Genomic DNA, 21,843 nt, shown 5'->3' with positions numbered 1-21,843 from the left:
GTCACTGCGGGAATGTCTGTGCCAGAACGCTGACTGCCGTGTGGGCGTTCAGGATCTCGAGAGTTTCTCGACAGTTCTCTGTGATGCACCTCATAAGTCAAACCGATTGTCGTCGGTGGCGCAAATCGCAGTCTCTGAGGCGGCCTTCCGCTGCGCCGCCCGCCGACAGGGCGGCGGGCGGCGCAGCGGAGGGTCGAGATTCGCGGCGGTCGTGGGGGTGACCCGGGTCGACGGGAAGATCTGTCCCGTCCGGCCGGCAAGGGACGTTTCGCTGTGAAGGTCAGAGCCGCCTCGGCGAATTGTTGCGAAGTCGTTGCGAACTGAGTCACAGCGTGTGCGTCAGTTCACTATTTGGGACGGGAACCGTATGATGTGGTGCGGATCTCTTCGAGCAAAGACGACACGAAGAGCACATCTGTAACGACAGGAACACCATGAAACGACGAACCGGTGCAAAGGCTGTGGCCATCGCCGCGGCCGGCGCTCTGCTCCTCTCCGCCTGCTCGACCTCGACGACCGGGGGCGGCGGCGGAGACGATGAGGGCGGCATGCTCACAGTCGGAACCACGGACAAGGTCGTGGCTCTCGACCCGGCCGCGGCGTATGACAACGGAAGCTCGCTCGTCGAGCAGCAGGTCTACCCGTTCATCCTCGCCTACAAGCCGGGCACGGCCGAGCTCAACCCCTCGATCGCTGAGTCCGCAGACTTCACCGAGCCGACGAAGTACGAGGTCAAGCTCAAGGACGGGCTCAAGTACGCCAACGGCAACGAGCTGACCTCCTCGGACGTGAAGTTCTCATTCGACCGCCAGCTGAAGATCCAGGACCCCAACGGGCCCTCCTCGCTGCTGGGCGGACTGAAGTCCGTGGAGACCCCGGACGAGAAGACCGTCGTGTTCAACCTCAAACGCAAGAACGACCAGACCTGGCCGGGAGTCCTCGCCAGTGCCGCCGGCCCGATCGTCGACGAAGACGTGTTCTCAGCCGACAAGGTCACGAAGGATCAGGACATCGTCGACGGAAAGGCCTTCGCAGGTCCGTACACGATCGACGGCTTCAAGTTCAACGAGCTGCTCACCTACAAGGCCAACCCGGACTACAAGGGCTTCATCGAGCCCGCGAAGACCGACACCGTGCAGATGAAGTACTACTCGGACGCGAACAACATGAAGCTCGACGTCCAGGAAGGCACCATCGACGTCGCCTGGCGTTCGCTCTCGGCCACCGACATCGACGACCTCGGCAAGAACGAGGACCTCAAGGTCCACAAGGGCCCCGGCGGCGAGATCCGCTACATCGTCTACAACATGGACACGATGCCCTTCGGCGCGAAGACCGATGACGCCGATGAGAAGAAGGCGCTTGCGGTCCGACAGGCCATGGCCGATTCGGTCGACCGTCAGGCCATCGCCAGCCAGGTCTACAAGGACACCTACACCCCGCTGTACTCGCACGTTCCCGAGGGACTGCCCGGCGCCGACGAACCGCTGAAGTCCGAATACGGCGACGGCGAAGGCGGAGCCGATGTCGAGAAGGCCAAGAAAGCCCTCAAGGACGCCGGAGTCAAGACCCCGGTCGAGCTCAAGCTGCAGTACAACCCCGACCACTACGGTCCGTCCTCGGGCGACGAGTACGCCCTGGTGAAGGATCAGCTGGATAAGACCGGACTGTTCAAGGTCAACCTGCAGTCGACCGAATGGGTGCAGTACAACAAGGACCGCACCGATGACGTGTATCCGATGTACCAGCTGGGGTGGTTCCCGGACTACTCGGATGCCGACAACTACCTCGTGCCGTTCTTCTACGACACCGATGACACCCCGTCGTTCCTCGGCAACCATTATCGGGACGAGACGATGAACAAGGAGCTCAACGCTCAGTCGTCCATCGCCGATGAGGGCAAGCGCGAAGAGGCTCTGAAGAAGATCCAGGGTCAGCTCGCCGACGAGCTGCCGACCCTGCCGCTGCTCCAGGGCAACCAGATCGCCGTGTCCGGCAAGGATGTCAAGGGCGTCGATGACACCCTCGACCCCGCGTTCCAGTTCCGACTGGCGCTGCTGAGCAAGTGATCGCACGTCTGAGCTGAACACCCTCACGAGGTGCAGGTGAGCCGCCCGGCCCACCTGCACCTCGTGGCGCGTTCGCGCTCCGGAACTCGGGCACGTCCGCGCACCGAAACACATACATAAGGAACACATGTCTGCTGCCATCAGCGAACCAGGGGCGGAGGCCGCCGAGACCTCGGTCGCGGTCAAGAAGCCCTCGGGAGGGGGCCTGGGACGCTACGTCCTCATCCGCTTCCTCCTCATCATTCCCACCATCTTCATCCTCACCACTCTGGTGTTCTTCCTCATGCGCATCACCGGTGACCCGATCACCGCGGCGCTGGGCGGGCGCCTGACGAAGGCCCAGCTGGCCGAGCGCGTCCACGCCGCCGGCTACGACCGACCCATCCTCGTCCAGTACTTCGAATATCTGGGCAACCTGCTCAAGGGTGACTTCGGCACCGCCGTCTCCGACGGCCAGCCCGTCTCGTCCATTCTGGTCAACTACGGTACTGCCACCGTCGAGCTCGTCTTCTACGCGCTCATCGTCGCGTTCATCCTCGGCATCCCGTTGGGCATGCTCGCCGCCTATCACCGTGACAAGGCCCCGGACGCCGCCCTGCGCGTGCTCGCGATCCTCGGCTATGCGACCCCGGTGTTCTTCGCGGGCATGATCCTCAAGCTCGTCTTCGGCGTCTTCCTGCCGATCCTGCCGGTGGCCGGACGCGGCACCACAGAGACCGAATACATCATGTCCGGAGTCGTCGGCCCGACGCACTTCTACCTCATCGACGCGATCCGGATCGGGAACTTCTCCGTCCTCGGCGATGTCCTCGCCCATGCGTTGCTGCCGGCCATCGCGCTGGGAATCCTCACCGCCGGCGTGTTCCTCCGGCTCGTGCGCACGAACCTCATCGGCACGCTCGAGCAGCAGTACATCGACTCCGGTCGCTCCCGCGGAATCTCCGAATACCGCCTGGTCACCAAGCATGCCTACCGCCCGGCGCTGATCCCGATCATCACCGTCATGGGTATGCAGATCGCCCTCATGCTCGCCGGCGCCGTGCTCACCGAGACGACGTTCGAATGGAAGGGGCTCGGCTTCAAACTCGCCGAGTACCTCACCGCCCGCGACTTCGTGGCCGTCCAAGGCATCGTCGTGTTCCTCGCCGTCATCGTGGCGATCACGAACTTCCTCGTCGACGTCATCGCCGCCTTCATCGACCCCCGAGTGAGGTACTGATGTCCACTCCTGAGAATCCCAGTCCGAAATCGGCAGAGACTGCCGAGGCGACAGAACCCACCGACACCTTCGCCGAGGCGGCGCCCGGGTCCGGTGCCCCCGCCCTCGCCTTCGATGAGAAGGCGAAGAAGTCCTGGTTCTCCCGCCTGCCGATCGTCTCCCACCTGCGCCAGTCGGTCGGTCTGCAGCGCGGCATGCTCATCACCGGCCTCGTGCTGTGCGGTGTCGTGCTCATCTGCGCGATCTTCGCCCCGCTCATCGCCCCGTACGGGTTCAACCAGCTGGGCACCTCGGAGGGCAACTTCGGATCGAAGCTGCCGCCCGGGGGCACTCACATCTGGGGCACGACGGTCGGCGGCTACGATGTCTTCTCCCGCGTCGTCTGGGGAGCACAGACCGCCGTGGCCGTCATCGTCGTCGCCGTCATCCTGTCGATCTTCGCCGGAGTCATCCTGGGTCTCGTCTCCGGCTACATCGGCGGCTGGCTCGACCGCATCCTCGTCGTCATCGCCGACGCCGTCTACGCCTTCCCGACCCTGCTGCTGGCTCTCGTCATGTCGATCGCGATCTCCGGCGGGCAGTCGAGTGCGTGGGGCGGCATTGCGGCGGCGGCGTTCTCGATCACCGTGGTCTTCATTCCCCAGTACTTCCGCGTGGTGCGCGCCGAGACCCTGCGTCTGAAAGCCGAACCGTTCGTCGAATCGGCGATCGTGCTCGGTGCCTCGAAGACCCGGATCATCTCCAAACACATCTTCCGCAACGCCACCCGCACGCTGCCGCTGATCTTCACGCTCAACTCCTCCGAGGCGATCCTGACCCTGGCCGGGCTCGGGTTCCTGGGATTCGGAATCGAACCCACCTCGGCGTCGGAATGGGGCTACGACCTCAACAAGGCGCTGCCGGACGTGACGTCCGGAGTGTGGTGGACCGCGGTGTACCCGGGCCTGGCGATCGTGCTCACGGTCCTCGGCATCACCCTGGTCGGTGAGTCAATGAACGATCTCAACGACCCGCGTCTGCGCGTGCGACGGAAAGCGAAGACGAAGAACGTCAAACCTGCGGAGGTCACGGCATGAACAAGCCCAACGACACCGCTGCCCGGACCACCGGCAGCATCCTCGACATCGACGCCCTCGACGTCACCTTCTCCACCGATGGCGGCGACGTGCACGCGGTCAAGGATGTCTCGCTGAGCGTCTCACCCGGTGAGGTGCTCGCAATCGTCGGCGAATCCGGATCGGGCAAGACCGTCACCGCACGCTCCATCCTCGGCCTGCTGCCGGAGACCGCGCAGCGCTCGGGCGCCGTGGTCATCTCGGGCCAGAACGTGCTCAGCGTCTCCGCCGAGCAGCTGCGGTCGATGCGCGGATCCGATGTGGCGATGGTCTTCCAGGAGCCCTCGACCGCGCTCAACCCCGTCTACACCGTCGGGTGGCAGATCGCCGAGGGCCTGCGCGCGCATGATCGGAAGGCGAGCAGGGCCGAGCTCAAGGCTCGTGTCGTCGCCGCGATGAAGCAGGTGGGCATCCCCGATGCCGAGAACCGGTTCGACTACTACCCGCACCAGTTCTCCGGCGGGCAGAAGCAGCGCATCGTCATCGCCATGGCGCTCGCGCTGGGCGCGAAGCTCATCGTCGCCGACGAGCCGACAACGGCGCTCGACGTCACCGTCCAGGCCGAGATCCTCGACCTGCTCCGCGAGCTGCGGGATGAGACTGGTACCGCCATCGTGCTCATCACCCACAACATGGGCGTCGTCGCCGACCTCGCCGACCGCGTGGCCGTGATGTTCCGCGGCGACCTCGTCGAGGTGTCCTCTGTCGAGCAGCTCTTCAGCGACCCGCAGGAGCAGTACACGCGTGAGCTGCTCGCCGCGGTGCCGCGGATCGGCTCGACCGTGGTCGGCAGCCGGAAAGCCGCCGCCACCTCGGCGGGGGAGACCTCTGCCGGCGCCACCTCGGCGGGGGAGGGGGAAGTGCGGGAGTCGATCGTGACCGCGCGCGACCTCGACATCGTCTACCCCGGCGGGATCGGCCGATCGGACTTCCACGCGGTGAAGAAGGTCAGCTTCGACATCCGAGCCGGGGAGGTCTACGGACTCGTCGGCGAATCGGGGTCGGGCAAGACCACGATCGGTCGTGCGATCGCGGGCCTGACCAGGGCCAGCGGCGGCAGCCTGTCCGTGCTCGGACATGAGATGGTCGGGTTCAAGGAGCGTACGTTCTCGAAGATCCGGCGTCGGATCGGGTTCGTGTTCCAGGACCCGGCGGCCTCGTTCAACCCGCACCTGACGATCGGCGAATGCATCGCCGAACCGTTCGCGATCCATCGTCGGGAACTCAGTGCCGCGGACCGGTCGAAGCGGGTGCGCGAGCTGCTCGATTCGGTGCAGCTGCCGAACGAGTATGCCTCCCGGTACCCGCATGAGCTCTCGGGCGGGCAGCGGCAGCGGGCCTCACTGGCGCGTGGTCTGGCACTCGATCCGGAGCTGCTCATCGCCGATGAGCCGACCTCGGCGCTGGACGTGTCGGTGCAGGCGAAGGTGCTCGAGCTGTTCGTCGAACTGCAAAACCGGTTCGACTTCGCGGCCCTGTTCATCAGCCACGACCTCGCCGTCGTCGACATGCTCTCCGATCGCATCGGAGTGCTCTTCCACGGGGAGCTGCTCGAAGAGGGCACGGGGGAGCAGGTACTCGGTGCGCCGCGTGAGGACTACACGAAGCGCCTCATCGCCTCACTCCCGGTCCCGGATCCGGCCGAGCAGGCGAAGCGCCGCGAGCTCGCCCGCACCCTCCGCACCCCCTAGTTACTACCCGACGGCGGCCCAGCAACCTCGCGCGAGGTTGCTGGGCCGCCGTCAGGTAGCAAGAGGGGTTATTTGGTGTCGGCGATGAAGTCGAGCATGCCCGCCTGGTTGACCGGCAGGCCGAGCAGACGGTTGAGCTCCTCTTCGGAAGGATCGATGCCGAGGATGCGCAGCGAATACTGCGTGAAGTCGCGTTCGATCATGTCCGGGGTCAGATCGCCCGTGGGCCGATACCACAGCGAGAGCGAGTTGCAGATCGAGTGGATCGCGCGGGTGGCCAGAGTGGAGCTCTCGACGCGGAAGGTTCCCGTGTCGATGCCGGCCCGGACGATGTCGCCCATGACCTCGCGTGCCTCCTTCTGCAATTCCTTGACCGTCACGGCGTTGTCTCCGGTCAGCCGCTCGGTGTCACGCAGCAGCACGGTCGAGACCGAGACATTCTCCATGCGGTAGCGGGCGAGGTAGCGAACGGCCACGGCCAGCTGATCGACCGGGTCGTCGTCGACCTCGGCGATGACGGCGCGAGCGTGTCCGATGTACCACGAGTAGGCGGTGTGGACGAGCTCGTAGAGAGCTTCCTGCTTTGAGGGGAAGTAGTAGTAGAGTGCGGAGAGGCTCAGCCCCGCCGTCTGGGCGATGTCGCGGATGGATGCCCCGTCGAATCCCTTGTCCGCGAAAGTGTCCCGGGCCGAGCGGAGGATGTTGTTGCGGCCGTTGGTCGAGCGCGCCATGGTCGGGCTCCTTGCCGGCTTTCCGTCGAAGCCTGCTCTTCTATCGAACAATCTTTCACTTGCCCCACGACCATACACGACGAACGGTCCCGTCGGGCCCGAACTCGCGAGGAAGTCGACGAAGCGAGCGCCGAGGATGTGACCAGGGACACGCGCACGACCGGGAATGATTGAGAGTTCAAGCATGTTCGGTGAGGTGGAGCCAGGCACTCCAGCGCCCCGTGCTCTGCCCGCGAACTCGACCACCGAGGTCGTTCACCGGCCGTTACCGCCAACCGATTTGAGGACGTCCATGCTCAACATTGCCATCATCCCCGGAACCTCGCGCCCGCAGGCGCTCAACCCGCAGATCGTCGCCTGGGTCGAGCAGCAGCTCGCCGGCAACGACGACGTCCGCGCCGAGGTCGTCGACTTCGGCAGCTTCGATCTGCCCCTCCTCGACGAGGTGGTTCCGGCCGGCGCGAAGATGTACACCAACGAGCACACGAAGGCCTGGGGCGCGAAGCTCGAGGAGTTCGACGCCTTCATCTTCGTCACCCCTGAGTACAACCACTCGATCTCCGGTTCGCTGAAGAACGCCCTCGACTTCGTCGCCACCGAGTTCAACCACAAGGTCGCCGGCATCGTGAACTACGGCGCCGACAAGGGCGTGCGTGCCGCCGAGCACCTGCGCCACATCCTCGCGAACTACAAGCTCGCCGTCGTCCGCGACCAGACCTCGTTCTCGATCTTCACCGACGTCGCCGACGGTCAGTTCGCCCCGACCGAGGTCTCTGCCGCTCCGTTCGCCTCAATGGTCGCCGACATCGTGGCCTGGGGCGAGGCCCTGAAGTCCGTGCGTGAGACCGCCGCAGAGGAGCAGGCCGCCTGAGCCTCATCGTGCTCGCCTGAGCTCGCCCCCACCAGGGACGCGACACCGCAGGCAATCGGATCAAGGCCCGCCGGCCCAACGACCGGCGGGCCTCGTCGTACCCGAACCGTATGGTTCCTACGACCGTCGGCACCCTCGCCGAGGTGGCTATCAGGCGACCGATCCCCGCGCCCGAATCGAGAGCCGCACCACGAGTGACCGGTCACACAGGGCTGGGCTAGAGTCGAACCGAAGAAACGTTCACTCAGAGATGCGAAGGACACCCATGGATCTGCAGAACACTGTTGCCCTCGTCACCGGCGGAGCCTCGGGGCTCGGCCGCGCCACCACCGAACGACTCCTGGCCGCCGGCGCCCAGGTCGTCATGGTCGACCTCAACGCCGAGGTGGGGCATCAGGTCGCCGCCGAACTCGGCGACGCCGCCCACTTCGTCACCGCCGATGTCACGAACGAAGACCAGGTCCAGGCCGCCGTCGACACCGCGACCGGACTCGGAACTCTGTGCGTCGTCGTCAACTGCGCCGGCGTGGCCACACCCGGCAAGCTCGTCTCGCGGAAAGGCCCCCTGCCCCTCGACGCCTTCCAGAAGGTGCTGGGCATCAACATCGTCGGCACCGTCAACGTCTGCCGCCTGGCGGCCGCCGCGATGCAGCAGCAGGAAGCGGACGGCGAAGAGCGCGGAGTCATCGTCAACACCGCCTCGGTCGCGGCTTTCGATGGTCAGATCGGTCAGATCGCCTATTCGGCGTCGAAGGGCGCCGTGGCCGCTGTGACCCTGCCGATGGCCCGCGAACTCGCCGCTTCTCTCATCCGCGTCGTCACGATCGCCCCCGGCATCTTCGAGACCCCGATGATGGCCGGCCTGCCCGCCGAGGCGCAGGAATCCCTCGGCAAGTCCGTGCCCCATCCTGCTCGGCTGGGCAAGCCGACCGAATACGCTCAGCTCGTCGAATCGATCATCGCCAACCCGATGCTCAACGGCGAGACCATCCGCCTCGACGGCGCGATCCGCATGGCCCCGAAATGATCGCCTGACACCCTCACCGAGGTTGCCGTCCGCCCGTTCGCACGCATGCGAGCGGGCGGCGTCCGTCTGAGGCGGGGTGTCTCACCGCTTCTCGTTGACCAAGAGCGCGAGCTGCACCCGCGAGCTCACCTCGAGCTTGTCGAAGATGCGCGCAAGGTGGGTCTTCACGGTCGCCGTCGACACGAACAGAGCCCTTGCCACCTGTGCGTTCGTCAAACCCTTAGCGACCGCCTCGGCGATCTCCCGTTCCCGACTCGACAGGGATCCGAGCGGATCCGGACCCGGCGCCGAGGTGGTCGGACGGGAGGTCAGCAGGGTCTCCAGGGCCGATGTCGACAGGGTCCGGGTGCCGTCGGCAGCCGCGCGGACGGCATTGATGAGGTCCTCGGGCGGGGTGTCCTTGAGGATGTAGCCGGCCGCCCCGGACTGCAGGGCGCGGTGGATGAAATCGTCGGTGCCGAAGGCGGTGAGCATCAGCACCTGCGGATGATCGGGGTCGCTCAGCAGGGTCTGTGCGGCCTCGAGTCCGTCGACGACAGGCATCCGGATGTCCATGAGCACGAGGTCGGGACTCAGGCGGCGGGCGAGGTCGATGGCTTCGGAGCCGTCGGCCGCCTCGGCGACGACGTCGATGTCGTTCGCCGCGCCGAGGAGGAGCTTCAGCCCCGAACGCATGAGCGATTCGTCGTCGGCGATGATGACACGGATCGTCATGGTCTCTCCTTGGTCGGAGTGATGGGGATGCGGGCGCGGAGGGTGAACTCGGGCGTCGTCGTCACCGTGAGATCGCCGCCCATGGCCTCCATCCTCTCCCGCAGTCCGAGCAGCCCCAGACCGGACCCGGACACGAGCTGCTGCGCGCCGGCGCGGAAAGCGGGGGCCAGGCCCGTGTACGGATTGCTCGCCACGAGTTCGAGGGTGCTGTCGCCTGCATCGATGCCGACCGTGATGGTCACCTTCCGGCCGGGAGCATGCTTGACCGTGTTCGTGATCGCCTCCTGAACGAAGCGGTAGACCGTCGTCCTCTCGAGTGCCCCACACCGCTTGAGCATCGAGGAATCGACAGGATCGAGGTACCGCAGTTCGACGGTGTCCCCGCGACCGGCCACGAGGCGGTCGATGTCGGGATCGATGACCGTGCCCTGATCGTCGCTGCGCAGCATGGTGAGCACCTCGCGGAGTTCGACACCGGAACGACGGGCGGCATCAGCGATGAGGCGGGCGTTCTGGCGCACCTCGTCAGGGTCGAGATCCTGCCGCACCGACAAGGCCCCGGAGTACATCGCGATGACGGAGAGGTGATGGGACAGGGAATCGTGCATGTCGCGGGCGATGCCGCGACGCACCTCGGCGATGGCGCGATCCTGTCGGGAGCGTTCGCGCAGCAGGTTCTGGGCGGCCGAGTCGACGAAGCCCTGCTCGCGGGCACCGCAGATGACGCCGATGATGACGATGACGGCGAAGATGACGCCGCTGGTGACGAAAAGCGGGACTTCGAAGGCACCCGCAGCCTGCGGGGTGAGGACATAGGTGGCAGTCTGCCCGGCGACGGCCGCGGCGAGGGCTCCGAAGTCGAGGGCCCAGCTGCGTCTGGCCGACAGAGAGATGAGCATGACCGAGGCGGCGAAGGCACCGAGCGTGCTGACCGTGCCGATGAGGATCCCGATGATGCCGACGGTGACGGGGACCCACCCTCCCGGGCGGCGCTGAAGTGATTCGACGGACCCATCGGCGGCGAGGAACTCCTCACCGCCGTGGCCGGTGACGGTGAGGAACTCGCGCAGCTTCTCCGCGGCGAGGACCTTCGGACGCAGCTGCTTGCGTGGAACTCGCCGCCCGTCGAAGAAGAGGACGATGGGCAGGCAGGCGAGGGCGACGAGTCCGAAGACGATATGGATGAGGAGTTCGGCATTGAGCGCACCCGTCGCCGAACCCGCGTCCTCCACCGTCGGCCATTCGATTCCGACAACGACGACGAGCAGGAGCACACCGACGACTGCGGCGATGCCGGTCCAGAGGAGGGCACGCGCGAGCGGGCGGCGGGCGGGGCGAGGAGTCACCCTTCGACCCTACCCGGGCGGAGGAGGCCAGGCTGTCGTCCGAAAGGATGAAAAGTGTTCGGCCGGGTGGACTCGGGTGCCCGGTCGTAGGCGCTCTGACGTGGACTCTCGCCCGATCGGATGACACGAGTCATGCCCTTGGCCGATGGTCGGCGGTCCTCGTTTTCGAGAGGGTGGAGGCATGAGAAATCTCCCGCACACATTTTCTGATCAAGCAGTCCAGCCGTCCGCGAACGGTCTGGATTCGACCGACTCCGACACGGACCCGCACACGGACCCGCACACGGCCACGTCCGTCGAACCGCCTCGGCGATACCATCGGCAGTTCGCCGACCTGCCGAACCAGCGATGGTTCAAGCCGATCCTCGTGGTCGTCCTGACCGCAGTCTTCTATCTGGTGGCGCTGGTCGCCGAGTTCGGCGGCTTCTTCGTCTGGGCGCTCGTCACTCTGGGTGCCGGCGGCGACTTCGATGCGTGGTCGAAGAGTCTCGTCGACTTCAACACCCCGACCGGCGTCGTCTTCGGCCTGTTCAGCGTCATCCTCATGTGGCCGGCTGCAGAGCTCGCGACGTTCTGCATCTACCGGTGCTGGTTCTCCTCGATGATCTCGCTGGGCCGCAGCCTGCGGTGGAACAGGCTCGCCCGCTATCTGCTGCTCAGTGCGTCCGTGTGGGTGGTCTGCGCAATCGTCATGATCCTCTTCTCCGATGGGGCGATCGGCGGCCTGACCTCGGGAATCGTGTGGAACCGCAACGTGCTCGTCATGCTCGTCGCGCTCATCCTCCTCGTCCCGTTCCAGGCCGCAGCCGAGGAGATCATCTTCCGCGGCCTGGCGATGAACGTCATCGGCAGCTGGCTGCGCCACCCGGCCTGGGCCGTGCTCATCCCCGTGCCGCTGTTCGTCTTCGGCCACCTGTACGACCTGCCCGGGCTCATCGACGTCGGCATCTTCGCCGTCATCGTCGGCACGCTGACCATCATCACCGGCGGACTCGAAGCCGGAATCGCGTTCCACGTGGTCAACAACCTCTTCGCGTTCATCCTCGGCGTCCTCGCCGGAGCCGACCTCAACGCGACGAGCTCCCCGACGATCGAGACCGTCGTGTCGATCGCCGCCCCGATCATCGTCGGCATCCTCGTGGTCCTCGATCACCGTCGCCGAGGCGGCTCAGTGTCGAGGATGGGTGTCCTGTCCGGTCGCGGAGTCGCCAGGCGATGACGCGGTGCCCGGAGCAGATGGCGAGTCGTCGGTCAGCAGGCGATCCACGAGTTCGTCGGCCGTGATCCCCTCGGCTCGCGCAGCGGCTTCGAGGCGGTCGAGGGTCGAAGGCGACAGTGTCGGGTCGGCTAGCTCCGGCTCCGTCGCCGCGGCGCTCACCGCTGCCGGTTTTGCCCCAGCCTTGAGCAGCAGCGAGGACAGCGGGACAACGACGACGCCGAGCGCGGCGAGGATCCAGACGATGCCGTTGAGCCGGGTCAGCCAGTCGTATTCCCAAGCGGCCTCCACCCAGATCGTGATGAGGAACAGCGCGGTGCCGAGGACAAGGAGACCGAGAGTGATCGGCAGACCGACCTGCACAACCCATGACCGCTGCACCAGCAGCAGAATGAGGGCACTGACCGAAGCGACGGCAGTGACCAGTACGCACGACACGAGAAGTTGGTCGGCCACGTCGCCGACGATTGTGCCTCCGGAGCCGGGCACAGGAGCAGTCCACCCATAGGGATCGCCCCAGAGGAACAGAAGACTCAGCGCCAGAGTGAGCACCGCCAGCAGGACTGTGACGCTGCCGAACCATTGTGCACGGCGGCCGATGAGCGTCGCCCCGCAGAATGCGGCGACACTGCATACTCCTGTCACCGCAGTCGTGCCGATGACCTGGAACGTCGCTTCGGACTCGACATCGCCGAGCATGACGATGATTCCACCGACGGCTGCCAGGCCGAAGGCCACGACGATGACGATGGCGATCGTCCGCCGCAGCACCCGGGCGAAATGGGACGGGCCCTGCACCGCCGATGCATCTGCAGGATCCGACGGCGTGGATGCCGGCCGTTCCGACAGTGACGCCTGCGCGGATGGGGACGAGCGCTGCTGGGGTGAAGAGAGGTGTTCAGGAGGGGATGATTCAGCCACGGTGACCTAGCCTTCCGGAGGGGATACCGGCTATCAGGATACCTTGGTCGAAAACACCCGCATCCCGATGGCTCTCATTCGGCAGGCACCGACGCTCTGACCTCGAACCCGCCATTGTCGGTCGGTCCCACCCGCAGGGTCCCACCCAGCGCTTCGACGCGCTCTCGCATTCCCCTGAGTCCGAAACCTCCGCCGAGGTGGCTCTTCGCTCCAGCGACCGTGGCCGCCTCGGCGTCGGGGGTGCCATTGACCACGGTGATCTCCAGGCGCTGCCCGACCTGGGCGACGGTGACCGATACGGAGGATCCGGCTGCATGGCGCAGAGCATTCGACAGGCTCTCCTGAACGACGCGGAAGGCGGTCAGGCTCGACGTCGGGGAGAGGACGGGTGCATCATCGGGGAAGTCGAGCGTGACGCTGGCCCCCGATCCGCGGGTGACGTCGACGAGCGCGGGAATGTCCTCGAGGCTCGGCTGCGGCGCGAGGTCGGCGTTCCGACCGCCGCGGAGGATCGCGAGCAGGCCCCGCATCTCGGTCAGTGCCTGCCTGGCCGATGAGGCCATCGAATCGAATTCGCCGAGGCTGCGCTCATCGAGCTCGGGCAGCCGGTATTTCGCCGTCGTCGCCTGCACGCTGATGACCGACATGCTGTGCGCGACGACATCGTGGAGTTCCTGCGCGATCCGGTTGCGCTCCTCGAGTTCCTGCCGTTTGGCCAGTTCGGCGGCGCTGAGTTCACGTTCGGTCTCGAGCTGACGGCGACCTTGGATGAGGAGGTTGCCGATGACGCCGATGAGTCCGGCACCCGCGGCGATCGCCATCGTGGTGATGACGTTGGCCAGGGCGCCTGCGAACCCGCCGGCGTGAGGCAGGATGAGCGCGAGCACCCCGATGACGGCGCTGAGTGTCCACAGTGCCACCAGCCGAATCCAGCTCTGCCGCAGTCCGATGATGAGGTGGAGGAACACGAGTGCAAGCAGCGAGGTGACGGTGAACGGCCAGACCTCACCCGAACTGCCCGAGGTGAGCACGATGCCCGCGATCTGGGCTGCGAGTCCGAGTCCGATCCCGACGTTGGGCCAGCGGACGGCGAGGACGAGGGCGGCGCTCAGGGCGAGGGCGATGAGCATCGCGAAGACCGTCGGCACGCCGTAGAGCACCGTCGTCACCGGCCAGGAGATCGCGACGAGCACGACCCCGACGAATCCTGCGATCAGCCAGAACCAGCCCAGACCGCCGGTGGCCGAGGAGAAGACGGCAGGGTTCGGTGACGATGGGACCACCGCTGCAGTGATGCCCGGGCGGGAATTCGAGTGCGCCTCGGTCGTGTCGGCGGACAGGGCCGCGCGGATCGTCACGATCTCGAGCAGAGCCATGGCATGGAGGATGAAAGGGAAGGTGAGGAGAAGGATGAGTCCGACGACGAACTGGAAGGTCGCCTCGGCGGAGAATCCGCGGTCCGTGACGGGGGAGTTCGTCACCCACGCGACGACCCAATCGACCGTGTTCCCGCCTCCCTCGGGCAGGAACCGACCCCAGAAGAAGAATGTGGCACCGCCGAGTCCGCCGAAGAACCACACCGCGGCGACGGAGAACGTGAGGAGCCTGATCGGCAGCGCGAACACGGCCTCGAAGAGCAGATCCAACCAGGAACGAGCATCACCTAAGGGAGCCAGCCACCAGCGGAGTCCGCGTTCGCGGGGACGGGGCGCCGCCTCGGCGATGGGAGCACCCCAAGCACGGGCACGGGCGCGGGAGAGACTGCCGAATGCGCGCGCGACGGTCAGCGTCAGCGGCAGGAGGAGGACACCGACCCAGACGATCACCGTGGCGATCGAGACGGAGAAGAGGGTGATGAGCACCGGAAACGCGATGAGGGAGATGATGAGGCCAGGCGCAATGAGCCCGGCATCGCGACCGAGGTTGTGCCAGAGCCGAGCCCACCAGGACCGGTCCCGGGCCGCAGGGGTCAGCGCCGAGGGTCCGTCGGGCGGACCTGTCGGCTGGGGCTCTGCTGGGTGGGGCACCTCTTCAGAGTACGGGGTCGTGGGGTGGGACCCGTCGATGGAGGAGGTCACATCTGTCGGGGCAGTGGAATTGTTCATGACTGGGCTCCTTGGTGGGCAGGTGCGGCTGGGGACGATGGGTGTGTGCGGGCCGGCACGGCTCCACGGGGAGGACCGGGGGAGTCGAGGACCTTCGGGTGGAAGCGGGAGAGCATCCACACGCCGCCGACGCCGATGCCGGCGGAGACGAGCAGCCCGGCGACGGCGAGCGGGGTGAGCCCTGAGTATTCGCCGAAGAACGCAGCACCGATGATCACCGCGACGATCGGATCGATGACCGTGAGGCCGGCGAGCACAGTCTCGGCGGGGCCGCAGGCATAGGCGGTCTGGACGAGCCAGAACCCCGCCGCCGAGGCTGCCCCCACCGCTGCGAGCAGCAGCCACCACCGTGCTCCCCAGGCATCGAGGCCGGGCAGACCGGCGACGACGACCGACCGGGCGAGCACATGCGTGGCCGCGGCGACCGTGCCGAAGACGATGCCGGTCATCACCACGCGCGGGATGTGCCCGGCGGAGCTCATCGAGAACAGGCCCGCGAAGACGCTGAGAGCGAAGAGCACCGCAAGCAGCCATGTCACCGACTGGTCCGTGGAGACGATGTCGTGGGAGTGGCGCGCCGAGGTGGTCACGAACGAGAACACCCCGAACAGGGTGACCGCGATGCTGATGAGCAGCGGGGCGCCGAGGCGGAGCCCGAAGAACCGCCTGCCGATGACGGCCGCGAAGACGAGGGAGACCGCGCCGATGGGCTGGACGATCGAGACCGGGCCGAGCCCGAGCGCGATGACGTTGAGCACGGTGACCAGCCCCATGAGTCCGAGGCCGGTGACCCACGTGGCTCGGCGACGCAGGCCCGGGGCCATGACGGCCACAGCGTGCTGCTGGAAGTGTGTGCCCAGGGCCAGGCAGAACGCTGCTGCGGTGGCGAGGACGATGGCGGTGATGATCATGAGCGTCACGCTAAGGAGCGGGCCTGCCGAAGCACATCATACGAACGAGTGAATGTGTCGGACCGGGGGTGCTACCTGAGGGTGAAGATCGCGGATGTGGCGCCGCCGGGACCGTATTCCCGCAGGTTTCGCGGGTGACTGTGACCGCGGTTCGGGTAGGTTGGAACCATGCCAGGATCTGAGGGAACGCAGGACGGGTACGGGGGAGCCGCCTCGGCGAGTGTGCCCCCACCGTCGTCGACGACGATCCGGGTGGCCATCGTCGACGATCAGGCGATGGTCCGGCAGGGGTTCGGGGCGCTGCTCGACGCGCAGACGGACATGCAGGTCGTCGGCAGCGCGGAGGACGGATCGGCCGTCGTCGACCTCGTCCGCCGCACCGACCCCGACGTCATCCTCATGGACATCCGCATGCCCACCCTCAACGGCCTCGACGCCACCCGCGCGATCTTCGCCATGCCCGGCGAACACCCGCGCGTCATCATGCTCACCACGTTCGATGCAGACGAATACGTGTTCTCCGCGCTGAGAGCGGGGGCCAGCGGATTCCTCCTCAAGGACGCCACCGCCGAGGATCTCATCACCGCCGTGCGGGTCGTCGCCGGCGGGGAGTCGCTGCTCGCTCCCTCGGTGACGCGCCGGCTCATCGCCGAATACGTCGCCGGTCCCACCGTGGCCAAGGACACCGCTGTACTCGGGCAGCTGACGGACCGGGAGATCGACGTGATGACCCTGGTCGCGAAGGGCCACGCGAACTCCGAGGTGGCCGAGCAGCTCTTCCTCGCCGAGCAGACGGTGAAGACGCACGTATCGCGGATCCTCGGGAAGCTGGGCCTGCGCGATCGCACCCAGATCGTCGTCGCCGCGTACGAGTCGGGGTTGGTCGTCGCGGGGAGCTGAGGGGCGGGGCGACTCCGATTCGCGACGCCGCCCCTTGGCTCCGAGAGACTGCGGCACGCATACTTGAACGATGGCGAACACATGGCTGGACATCGAGGTCGAACTTCTGGGCGGCAGAGGAACCACTCTCTGGCCGCGACCAGGGAGGGCATTCGCGGTAGGCCCGTCGCATACCTTCGCCGACCTTGCCGAGGCGGTCAATACGGCTTTCGCCCGATGGGATTTGGGTCATCTCTCTGTCTTCACCCTGTCTGACGGAAGGGTGCTCACGGACGAAGTGAGCGCCGAGGAATTCGGCGCCGATGAGACCGGGCCGCTCCAGCACGCACTCGATTTCACTCAAGTGACAGTGGCAGACACGGTGGCGCCCGGCGACGAGTTCAGCTTCACCTTCGATCTCGGTGACAACTGGGTCCACCGGTGCACCGTGGGCACCCGGCAGATCGACCCGGTCGCAATGTTCGGGGAAGTGCCCGACCGCCTCGTGGCTCATTGGGGATGGGGCGCGATGCCCGACCAGTACGGCAGGCGATGGGCGACCGACGATGGGACGGAACCGGTCCCGCCCGAACCGAAACCCGCCGATCCGATGCTGCAGAGGAACTGGCCGGACGAGGACGATCAGCCGCTCGTCGACGGCCGAGAGGTCAGGGCCGCCACAGCGACGAAGGATGCCGACCGTCTCATCGCCGCACTCCTCGGCAGGCACATCGACGGCATCCTCCAACAGCTCGGCGAGGGGCTGTCCATGGCACTCGAGCGTGACCGTGAGAAAGCCGAGACGGTTGCACTCTCCGTCATCAATCGCCTGACCTTCCGCGGCTTTCCCGGTGACAGCGAACTCGCCGAGGCGCTGCTGGCGAAACTGCAGAGCCAACAGGTTCCCGGCCTCGACCTGACCATCGACATCGACATGCTCTCGTTGGTCCACGAAGGGGAGTTCGAGGAATCGACAGGGGGCTATATCGACCTCAGGAGCGGAGAGGTCATCGATGCGTACCTGGTGGAATACGGTGACGACCATATCGACTTCGATGACGATCCCGACCGCTGGATCTCCTTCGATCGCGCAGAGACCAAAGACGCGTGGAAAGACATGCAGGCCTTCGTCTCCAGTCTGCGCGATCCGCAGACCCGGGACAATGGACTGCTCGCGATCGAAGGGACCGGGGCCTTCCGGCGGTTCCGTCGGTTCGTCGATGAGCACGACCTCGGCGACCGATGGGTTCAGCTCTCTGAAGACCGGAAGTACGGGCGGGCGCGACTGATCCTCGCCGAGAACGGAATCAGGGTCGTGTGACGCGTGAGCCGAGATCCTTGATGATCGTCTCGGCCGAGCCTTCGCGCGCATTCCGGTAACCGGTCCCGGCCCACAGATGCAGGCCGTGCGGGTCGTCTGCCTTCTTTGCCGCGGCGCGGAACTCCTTCGTCAGGTGGTGCACCGCCGGGTAGGCATCCACGGCGAGCCGGTCGAAGTCGCGGACGAAGTCATTGACCAACGCTCGCGCCGGGCGACCTGTGAAAGCCCTGGTCAGCTGGGTCTGCGTGAACTCGTCGGCGGCCAACGCGGCACGGTGCGTGGGCGCAGTCCCCGCCTCATCGGAGCGCAGCAGCAAGGTCCCGACGACGACCGCGCTCGCCCCCGCATCGAGGAGCTCGGCGACCATGGCCTCGCTGTCGACTCCGCCTCCCGCCGCCACGGGCAGGGCCACCTCGGCGAGGATATCGCAGAGGAGATCGACGGTCGTCCGATCCTCGATCTCCCGAGTCGGGTCCGCGGTCCCCGAGTGCCCGCCGGCTCGCGGACCTTGAACGATGAGGCCGTCGACTCCGTATGAGGCTGCGGTGCGCGCTTCCTCCGCAGTGGTCACGGTCGCCACCACCTGCGTGCCGACGGCATGGAGGCGGTCGACCACCTCGGCGGTGGGCAGGTTGAACGTCGTCGACACCAAGGGAACGGGGTGTGCGATGAGCCAGTCGACCTTCTGCGCATAGTGGTCGTCATCGTCGACGGGCTCGGGATTGAGAGTGACTCCTCGTTCGGCCGCGGCCGGTTCGAGGGCGGAGACGAAGGTGTCGAACGCCGCGCGATCGATCGGGACGGGATTCGGGGCGAAGAGGTTGACGCCGAAGGTCTCCGTCGTCTCACGCATACGGTCGATGAGCGACGCGAGAGCCTCGGCGGTGAGGTACCCGCCGGCGACGAACGGGAACCCACCGGCGCGAGCGACGGCTTCGGTGAGTTCGGGCGTCGTCGTCCCACCGGCCATGGGTGCGCCGATGATGGGCAGGCTTGTCGTCTCGAAGGCGATCGTCATGGGTGTCTCTCCTTGGTCTCGACCGGTGGTGGGGCTCTCACTGCCATTTTCACACGCACGTGTCTGCGGGTTATCGGATGGTCGGGTGATGGGCGGCCGGGTATCGGAGTCTGGGTATCGGGTGGGGGAGTATCGGGTGGCCGGCAGACGGCATCACCCGAAAGTATCGGTCGGCGGAGTCGAGAACGCCCCTCTGGCGTGATGCGGCGGGAGACATCCGCTTCCTAACTTCGGTGTCATCGCACCTGATCGACTCGGACGAAGGACCGACATGTCACTCACGCTCAATGAACCCCCGGCACCACGTGAGCGCCCAGTTCACGAGGCAGGACCAGCCACGACCCCGTCAGCCGGGCCCGGCTCCCGCATCGGCGAACCAGCCGCCGTATCCGGACTCGACCCAGCCCACCCCCGCCGGGACCCGGCCATCGACCTCGTCCGCTTCGGCTGCCTCATCGTCGTGGTCGTCCTCCACTCGATGATGAGCGCAGCCGTGCTCGGACCGGACGGCTCTGTGCAGCCAACGGTCGCGCTGACAGGCACTACGAACTTCGCCGTCGCTTCCTGGTTCTTCCAGGTCATGCCTCTGTTCTTCGTCATCGGCGGCTGCGCGGGCATCATCGGCTGGCGCCGCACCCGCGCCCGAGGCGGCACCTGGGCCGACTACCTTCGCGCCCGCCTGCGCCGACTCCTCGTCCCGGTCAGCGTGCTCATCGCGCTCGCCGGCCTCGGCCTGTCCGTGGCCTCGGAACTCGGCGTCCCCGCCGACCTGCTGAGCGAGGCGAGCCGCCGGATCGGCCAACCGCTGTGGTTCCTCGCCGTCTACGTCGGCCTCACCAGCCTGGTGCCGCTGGCGGTGCATTGCCATGAAAGATCGCCGAGGCGGTCCCTCGTCATCCTGGCCGGTGCCGTCATCATCGTCGACGCTGTGGTCGCGATGACAGGGGTGCACGGACTCGGGTACCTCAACTTCATCCTCGTGTGGCCGCTGATCCAGCAGCTCGGCTTCGTCTACGCCGACGCTCTCGGGCGACCGGTGCGCAGGCTGCGGATGTGGGCGGTGCTGGTGACCGCGCTGCTGACCTTGGCCGGGCTCGTCTCCGCCGGGGTCTACAGCCCGGACATGCTCGTCAATCTCAACCCGCCGACCGGCGCTCTCGTACTGCTCGGCGTGGCGCAGATGTGCGCGCTGCGGCTCGTCCATGCCCGGCTGAGTCGGATGCTCGCCGTCCCGAGCGGCAGTGAAGCCGACCCCACCAGCAATGAGGTGGCCTTCGACCCACGAGTCCTCCGCGCGCAGATCTGGGGGCGGGTCATCGACTGGGGCAATCGATACGGGATGCAGATCTATCTCTGGCACATGAGCGTGGTCATCGTCCTCATTGGCGGCCTCGGCGCTCTGGCACAGACAGTGTCGGGACTTCCGGCGGTGTGGGGGCTTCCTGGGCTGGCAGGATTCGTCCTGCCTGACATCGGTTCCGGCTGGTGGTGGGCATCGAGGCTGCCGTGGCTGCTCGTCGTCATGGGGCTCTCGGCGCTTGTTGCCATGCTGACCGCGCGGATCCTGGTGCCCTCCGAACGACGGCTGGCGGCGGTGGGCCGAGGGATCGGCCGCATTGTTCGCGAGATGCGGGGGAGTGCGGACGCAGCTGGAAACAGGACGCCGCGAGATGCCGGATCGTCGCCTCAGGTTCGGGCGCTGACGCCTGAGGTTCGGAGGCTGGCTCATCAGGTCCACGCCGTGTCTCCGCAGCTCCGCGCGGTCATTGCCGTCGGTGCCGCCACCGCCGGCATCGCCATCGCCCTTCTCATCGGGGTTGCGCCTCTGATCTGGACGGTGACGGCGCTCGTCCTGCTGACGGGATCGCTCATCATCGCCGCCGGTCTCGAGCCGAACCTCACCACCGCCTCCGCGGCCACCGCCACCACGGTCACGGCCGATCCGGGTGCCGAAGCCGCCTCGGGGGTCGAGGCTGCTCGGGGAGCAGGGGTCACTCCACAGCGGCGGCCAGCTGGTCGGTGACGGTTCCCCAGCCGTCGAAGAAGCCGAGTTCCTCGTGGCGGGCCCGCTGCTCGGGACTGCCGTGCCGGACGACGGCCGTGTAGTCGGTGCCGTCGATGACGAAGTGTTCGAGTCGGTCCGTACTCTCTTCCCACATGCGGCGCTGGTCTGCGAGCCACGAATCGAGCAGCCGCAGTCGGTCCCGGTTGAGCACGCAGGTGCGTACCCGTCCGGTCTTCTTCGTCCGGATCAGTCCGCAGTTCTCAAGCGTCCGCACGTGCTTCATGAACGATGGGAGCGAGATCGCCAGCGGCTCTGCCAGCTCTCCGACACTCGCGGGACCGCGACCGAGGCGATCGACCACCGTCCTGCGAGTGGGATCCGCGAGTGCCGTCAGCACTGCATCGAGCTGTTCCGAATACTTAGCCATAAAGCTAAGTGTTGCACATCCGCTCTCGCCTGAAAAGGGTGGCGACCGTTGAGCCCCTCGGCACTGAGCAAACGGGAGACTCGCGTGACTGACTCCTGCGGTGTGTGGGCCCAGTGTCGATTGTGACGGAGAGTGACGAATTCTGAGACGCGGTATTGTTGAGCAATATGGATTACTGATACCGTGATGATCGTCAACGAAACACGGCATCACTTCACCAGAGGGCATGATGATCGCTTTTAAGAACTCGCAGACCT

Annotated in this window: 18 protein-coding genes; 10 read left to right on the top strand and 8 right to left on the bottom strand. The window is 66.4% G+C overall.

Translation table 11 applies throughout. The features are described 5' to 3' along the window. Positions 1-434: 434 nt before the first annotated feature. From J9314_RS17205 to J9314_RS17190, 4 genes are all read left to right on the top strand, one after another. Entirely contained in the window at positions 435-2,069 is a 1,635-nt protein-coding gene (locus J9314_RS17205) for an ABC transporter substrate-binding protein (RefSeq protein WP_181274995.1), read from the top strand. Between the two features lie 127 nt (positions 2,070-2,196). Then, the gene (locus J9314_RS17200; RefSeq protein WP_181274994.1) at positions 2,197-3,288 is read left to right on the top strand and encodes an ABC transporter permease; all 1,092 of its coding nucleotides are present in this window, start codon (positions 2,197-2,199) and stop codon (positions 3,286-3,288) included. Continuing rightward, positions 3,288-4,364 carry an ABC transporter permease gene (locus tag J9314_RS17195; protein ID WP_246490475.1) on the top strand — a complete coding sequence of 359 codons (1,077 nt, stop codon included), beginning with the start codon at positions 3,288-3,290 and terminating at the stop codon, positions 4,362-4,364. The genes J9314_RS17200 and J9314_RS17195 overlap by 1 nt, the downstream gene beginning before the upstream one ends. Beyond that, positions 4,361-6,094, top strand: a complete 1,734-nt coding sequence (locus J9314_RS17190) for a dipeptide ABC transporter ATP-binding protein (RefSeq protein WP_210603488.1) — start codon at positions 4,361-4,363, stop codon at positions 6,092-6,094. The genes J9314_RS17195 and J9314_RS17190 overlap by 4 nt, the downstream gene beginning before the upstream one ends. A 68-nt stretch (positions 6,095-6,162) precedes the next feature. Here the strand turns inward: J9314_RS17190 and J9314_RS17185 are convergent, their stop codons facing one another. Continuing rightward, positions 6,163-6,825 carry a TetR/AcrR family transcriptional regulator gene (locus tag J9314_RS17185; RefSeq protein ID WP_181274992.1) on the bottom strand — a complete coding sequence of 221 codons (663 nt, stop codon included), beginning with the start codon at positions 6,823-6,825 and terminating at the stop codon, positions 6,163-6,165. Positions 6,826-7,117: 292 nt separating this feature from the next. Here J9314_RS17185 and J9314_RS17180 point away from each other — a divergent pair, with 292 nt between their 5' ends. Both J9314_RS17180 and J9314_RS17175 read left to right on the top strand, forming a co-directional pair. Then, the gene (locus J9314_RS17180) at positions 7,118-7,696 is read left to right on the top strand and encodes an NADPH-dependent FMN reductase (protein WP_181274991.1); all 579 of its coding nucleotides are present in this window, start codon (positions 7,118-7,120) and stop codon (positions 7,694-7,696) included. A gap of 265 nt (positions 7,697-7,961) precedes the next feature. Continuing rightward, on the top strand, positions 7,962-8,723 hold the full coding sequence (locus tag J9314_RS17175; RefSeq protein ID WP_210603487.1) for an SDR family NAD(P)-dependent oxidoreductase: 762 nt from the start codon (positions 7,962-7,964) through the stop codon (positions 8,721-8,723). An 81-nt stretch (positions 8,724-8,804) separates the two neighbouring features. Here the strand turns inward: J9314_RS17175 and J9314_RS17170 are convergent, their stop codons facing one another. Beyond that, complete coding sequence (locus J9314_RS17170) at positions 8,805-9,437, bottom strand: response regulator (protein ID WP_210603486.1); 633 nt, start codon at positions 9,435-9,437, stop codon at positions 8,805-8,807. Next, on the bottom strand, positions 9,434-10,783 hold the full coding sequence (locus J9314_RS17165; RefSeq protein ID WP_210603485.1) for a sensor histidine kinase: 1,350 nt from the start codon (positions 10,781-10,783) through the stop codon (positions 9,434-9,436). Before J9314_RS17165 ends, J9314_RS17170 begins: the two co-directional genes overlap by 4 nt. Before the next feature lie 181 nt (positions 10,784-10,964). Here J9314_RS17165 and J9314_RS17160 point away from each other — a divergent pair, with 181 nt between their 5' ends. Next, positions 10,965-12,002, top strand: coding sequence for a CPBP family intramembrane glutamic endopeptidase (locus J9314_RS17160; RefSeq protein ID WP_210603484.1), 1,038 nt, complete (start codon positions 10,965-10,967; stop codon positions 12,000-12,002). Here the strand turns inward: J9314_RS17160 and J9314_RS17155 are convergent. The 3 genes from J9314_RS17155 to J9314_RS17145 all read right to left on the bottom strand — a co-directional run bounded on the left by J9314_RS17155 (position 11,952) and on the right by J9314_RS17145 (position 15,936). Beyond that, a complete protein-coding gene (locus tag J9314_RS17155) occupies positions 11,952-12,797 on the bottom strand; it encodes a hypothetical protein (RefSeq protein ID WP_210603483.1) in 846 nt (281 codons plus the stop codon). The genes J9314_RS17160 and J9314_RS17155 overlap by 51 nt on opposite strands. Positions 12,798-12,994: 197 nt before the next feature. Beyond that, positions 12,995-15,025, bottom strand: coding sequence for a sensor histidine kinase (locus J9314_RS17150; protein WP_210603482.1), 2,031 nt, complete (start codon positions 15,023-15,025; stop codon positions 12,995-12,997). Further along, positions 15,022-15,936, bottom strand: coding sequence for a hypothetical protein (locus J9314_RS17145; RefSeq protein WP_210603481.1), 915 nt, complete (start codon positions 15,934-15,936; stop codon positions 15,022-15,024). The genes J9314_RS17150 and J9314_RS17145 overlap by 4 nt, the downstream gene beginning before the upstream one ends. A 168-nt stretch (positions 15,937-16,104) precedes the next feature. Between J9314_RS17145 and J9314_RS17140 the strand changes: the two genes are divergently transcribed. Both J9314_RS17140 and J9314_RS17135 read left to right on the top strand, forming a co-directional pair. Further along, positions 16,105-16,836 (top strand): response regulator, encoded by a 732-nt coding sequence (locus J9314_RS17140; protein WP_281412347.1) that lies wholly within the window; start codon positions 16,105-16,107, stop codon positions 16,834-16,836. A 70-nt stretch (positions 16,837-16,906) separates the two neighbouring features. Next, the gene (locus J9314_RS17135; RefSeq protein ID WP_210603480.1) at positions 16,907-18,136 is read left to right on the top strand and encodes a UPF0158 family protein; all 1,230 of its coding nucleotides are present in this window, start codon (positions 16,907-16,909) and stop codon (positions 18,134-18,136) included. Here the strand turns inward: J9314_RS17135 and J9314_RS17130 are convergent. After that, complete coding sequence (locus J9314_RS17130; RefSeq protein ID WP_210603479.1) at positions 18,123-19,154, bottom strand: NAD(P)H-dependent flavin oxidoreductase; 1,032 nt, start codon at positions 19,152-19,154, stop codon at positions 18,123-18,125. The genes J9314_RS17135 and J9314_RS17130 overlap by 14 nt on opposite strands. Before the next feature lie 271 nt (positions 19,155-19,425). On the opposite strand from J9314_RS17130, the gene J9314_RS17125 reads away from it, so the two are divergent. Further along, a complete protein-coding gene (locus tag J9314_RS17125) occupies positions 19,426-21,177 on the top strand; it encodes an acyltransferase family protein (RefSeq protein WP_210603478.1) in 1,752 nt (583 codons plus the stop codon). Here the strand turns inward: J9314_RS17125 and J9314_RS17120 are convergent. Next, complete coding sequence (locus J9314_RS17120; RefSeq protein ID WP_210603477.1) at positions 21,146-21,586, bottom strand: ArsR/SmtB family transcription factor; 441 nt, start codon at positions 21,584-21,586, stop codon at positions 21,146-21,148. The genes J9314_RS17125 and J9314_RS17120 overlap by 32 nt on opposite strands. Positions 21,587-21,843: the final 257 nt, after the last annotated feature.

It is taken from the genome of Brevibacterium oceani (assembly GCF_017948325.1).
Taxonomy (GTDB): domain Bacteria; phylum Actinomycetota; class Actinomycetes; order Actinomycetales; family Brevibacteriaceae; genus Brevibacterium; species Brevibacterium oceani.
The sequence above is the reverse complement of the archived record's forward strand: the minus strand, read 5'-3'. Positions and strand labels throughout refer to the sequence as shown.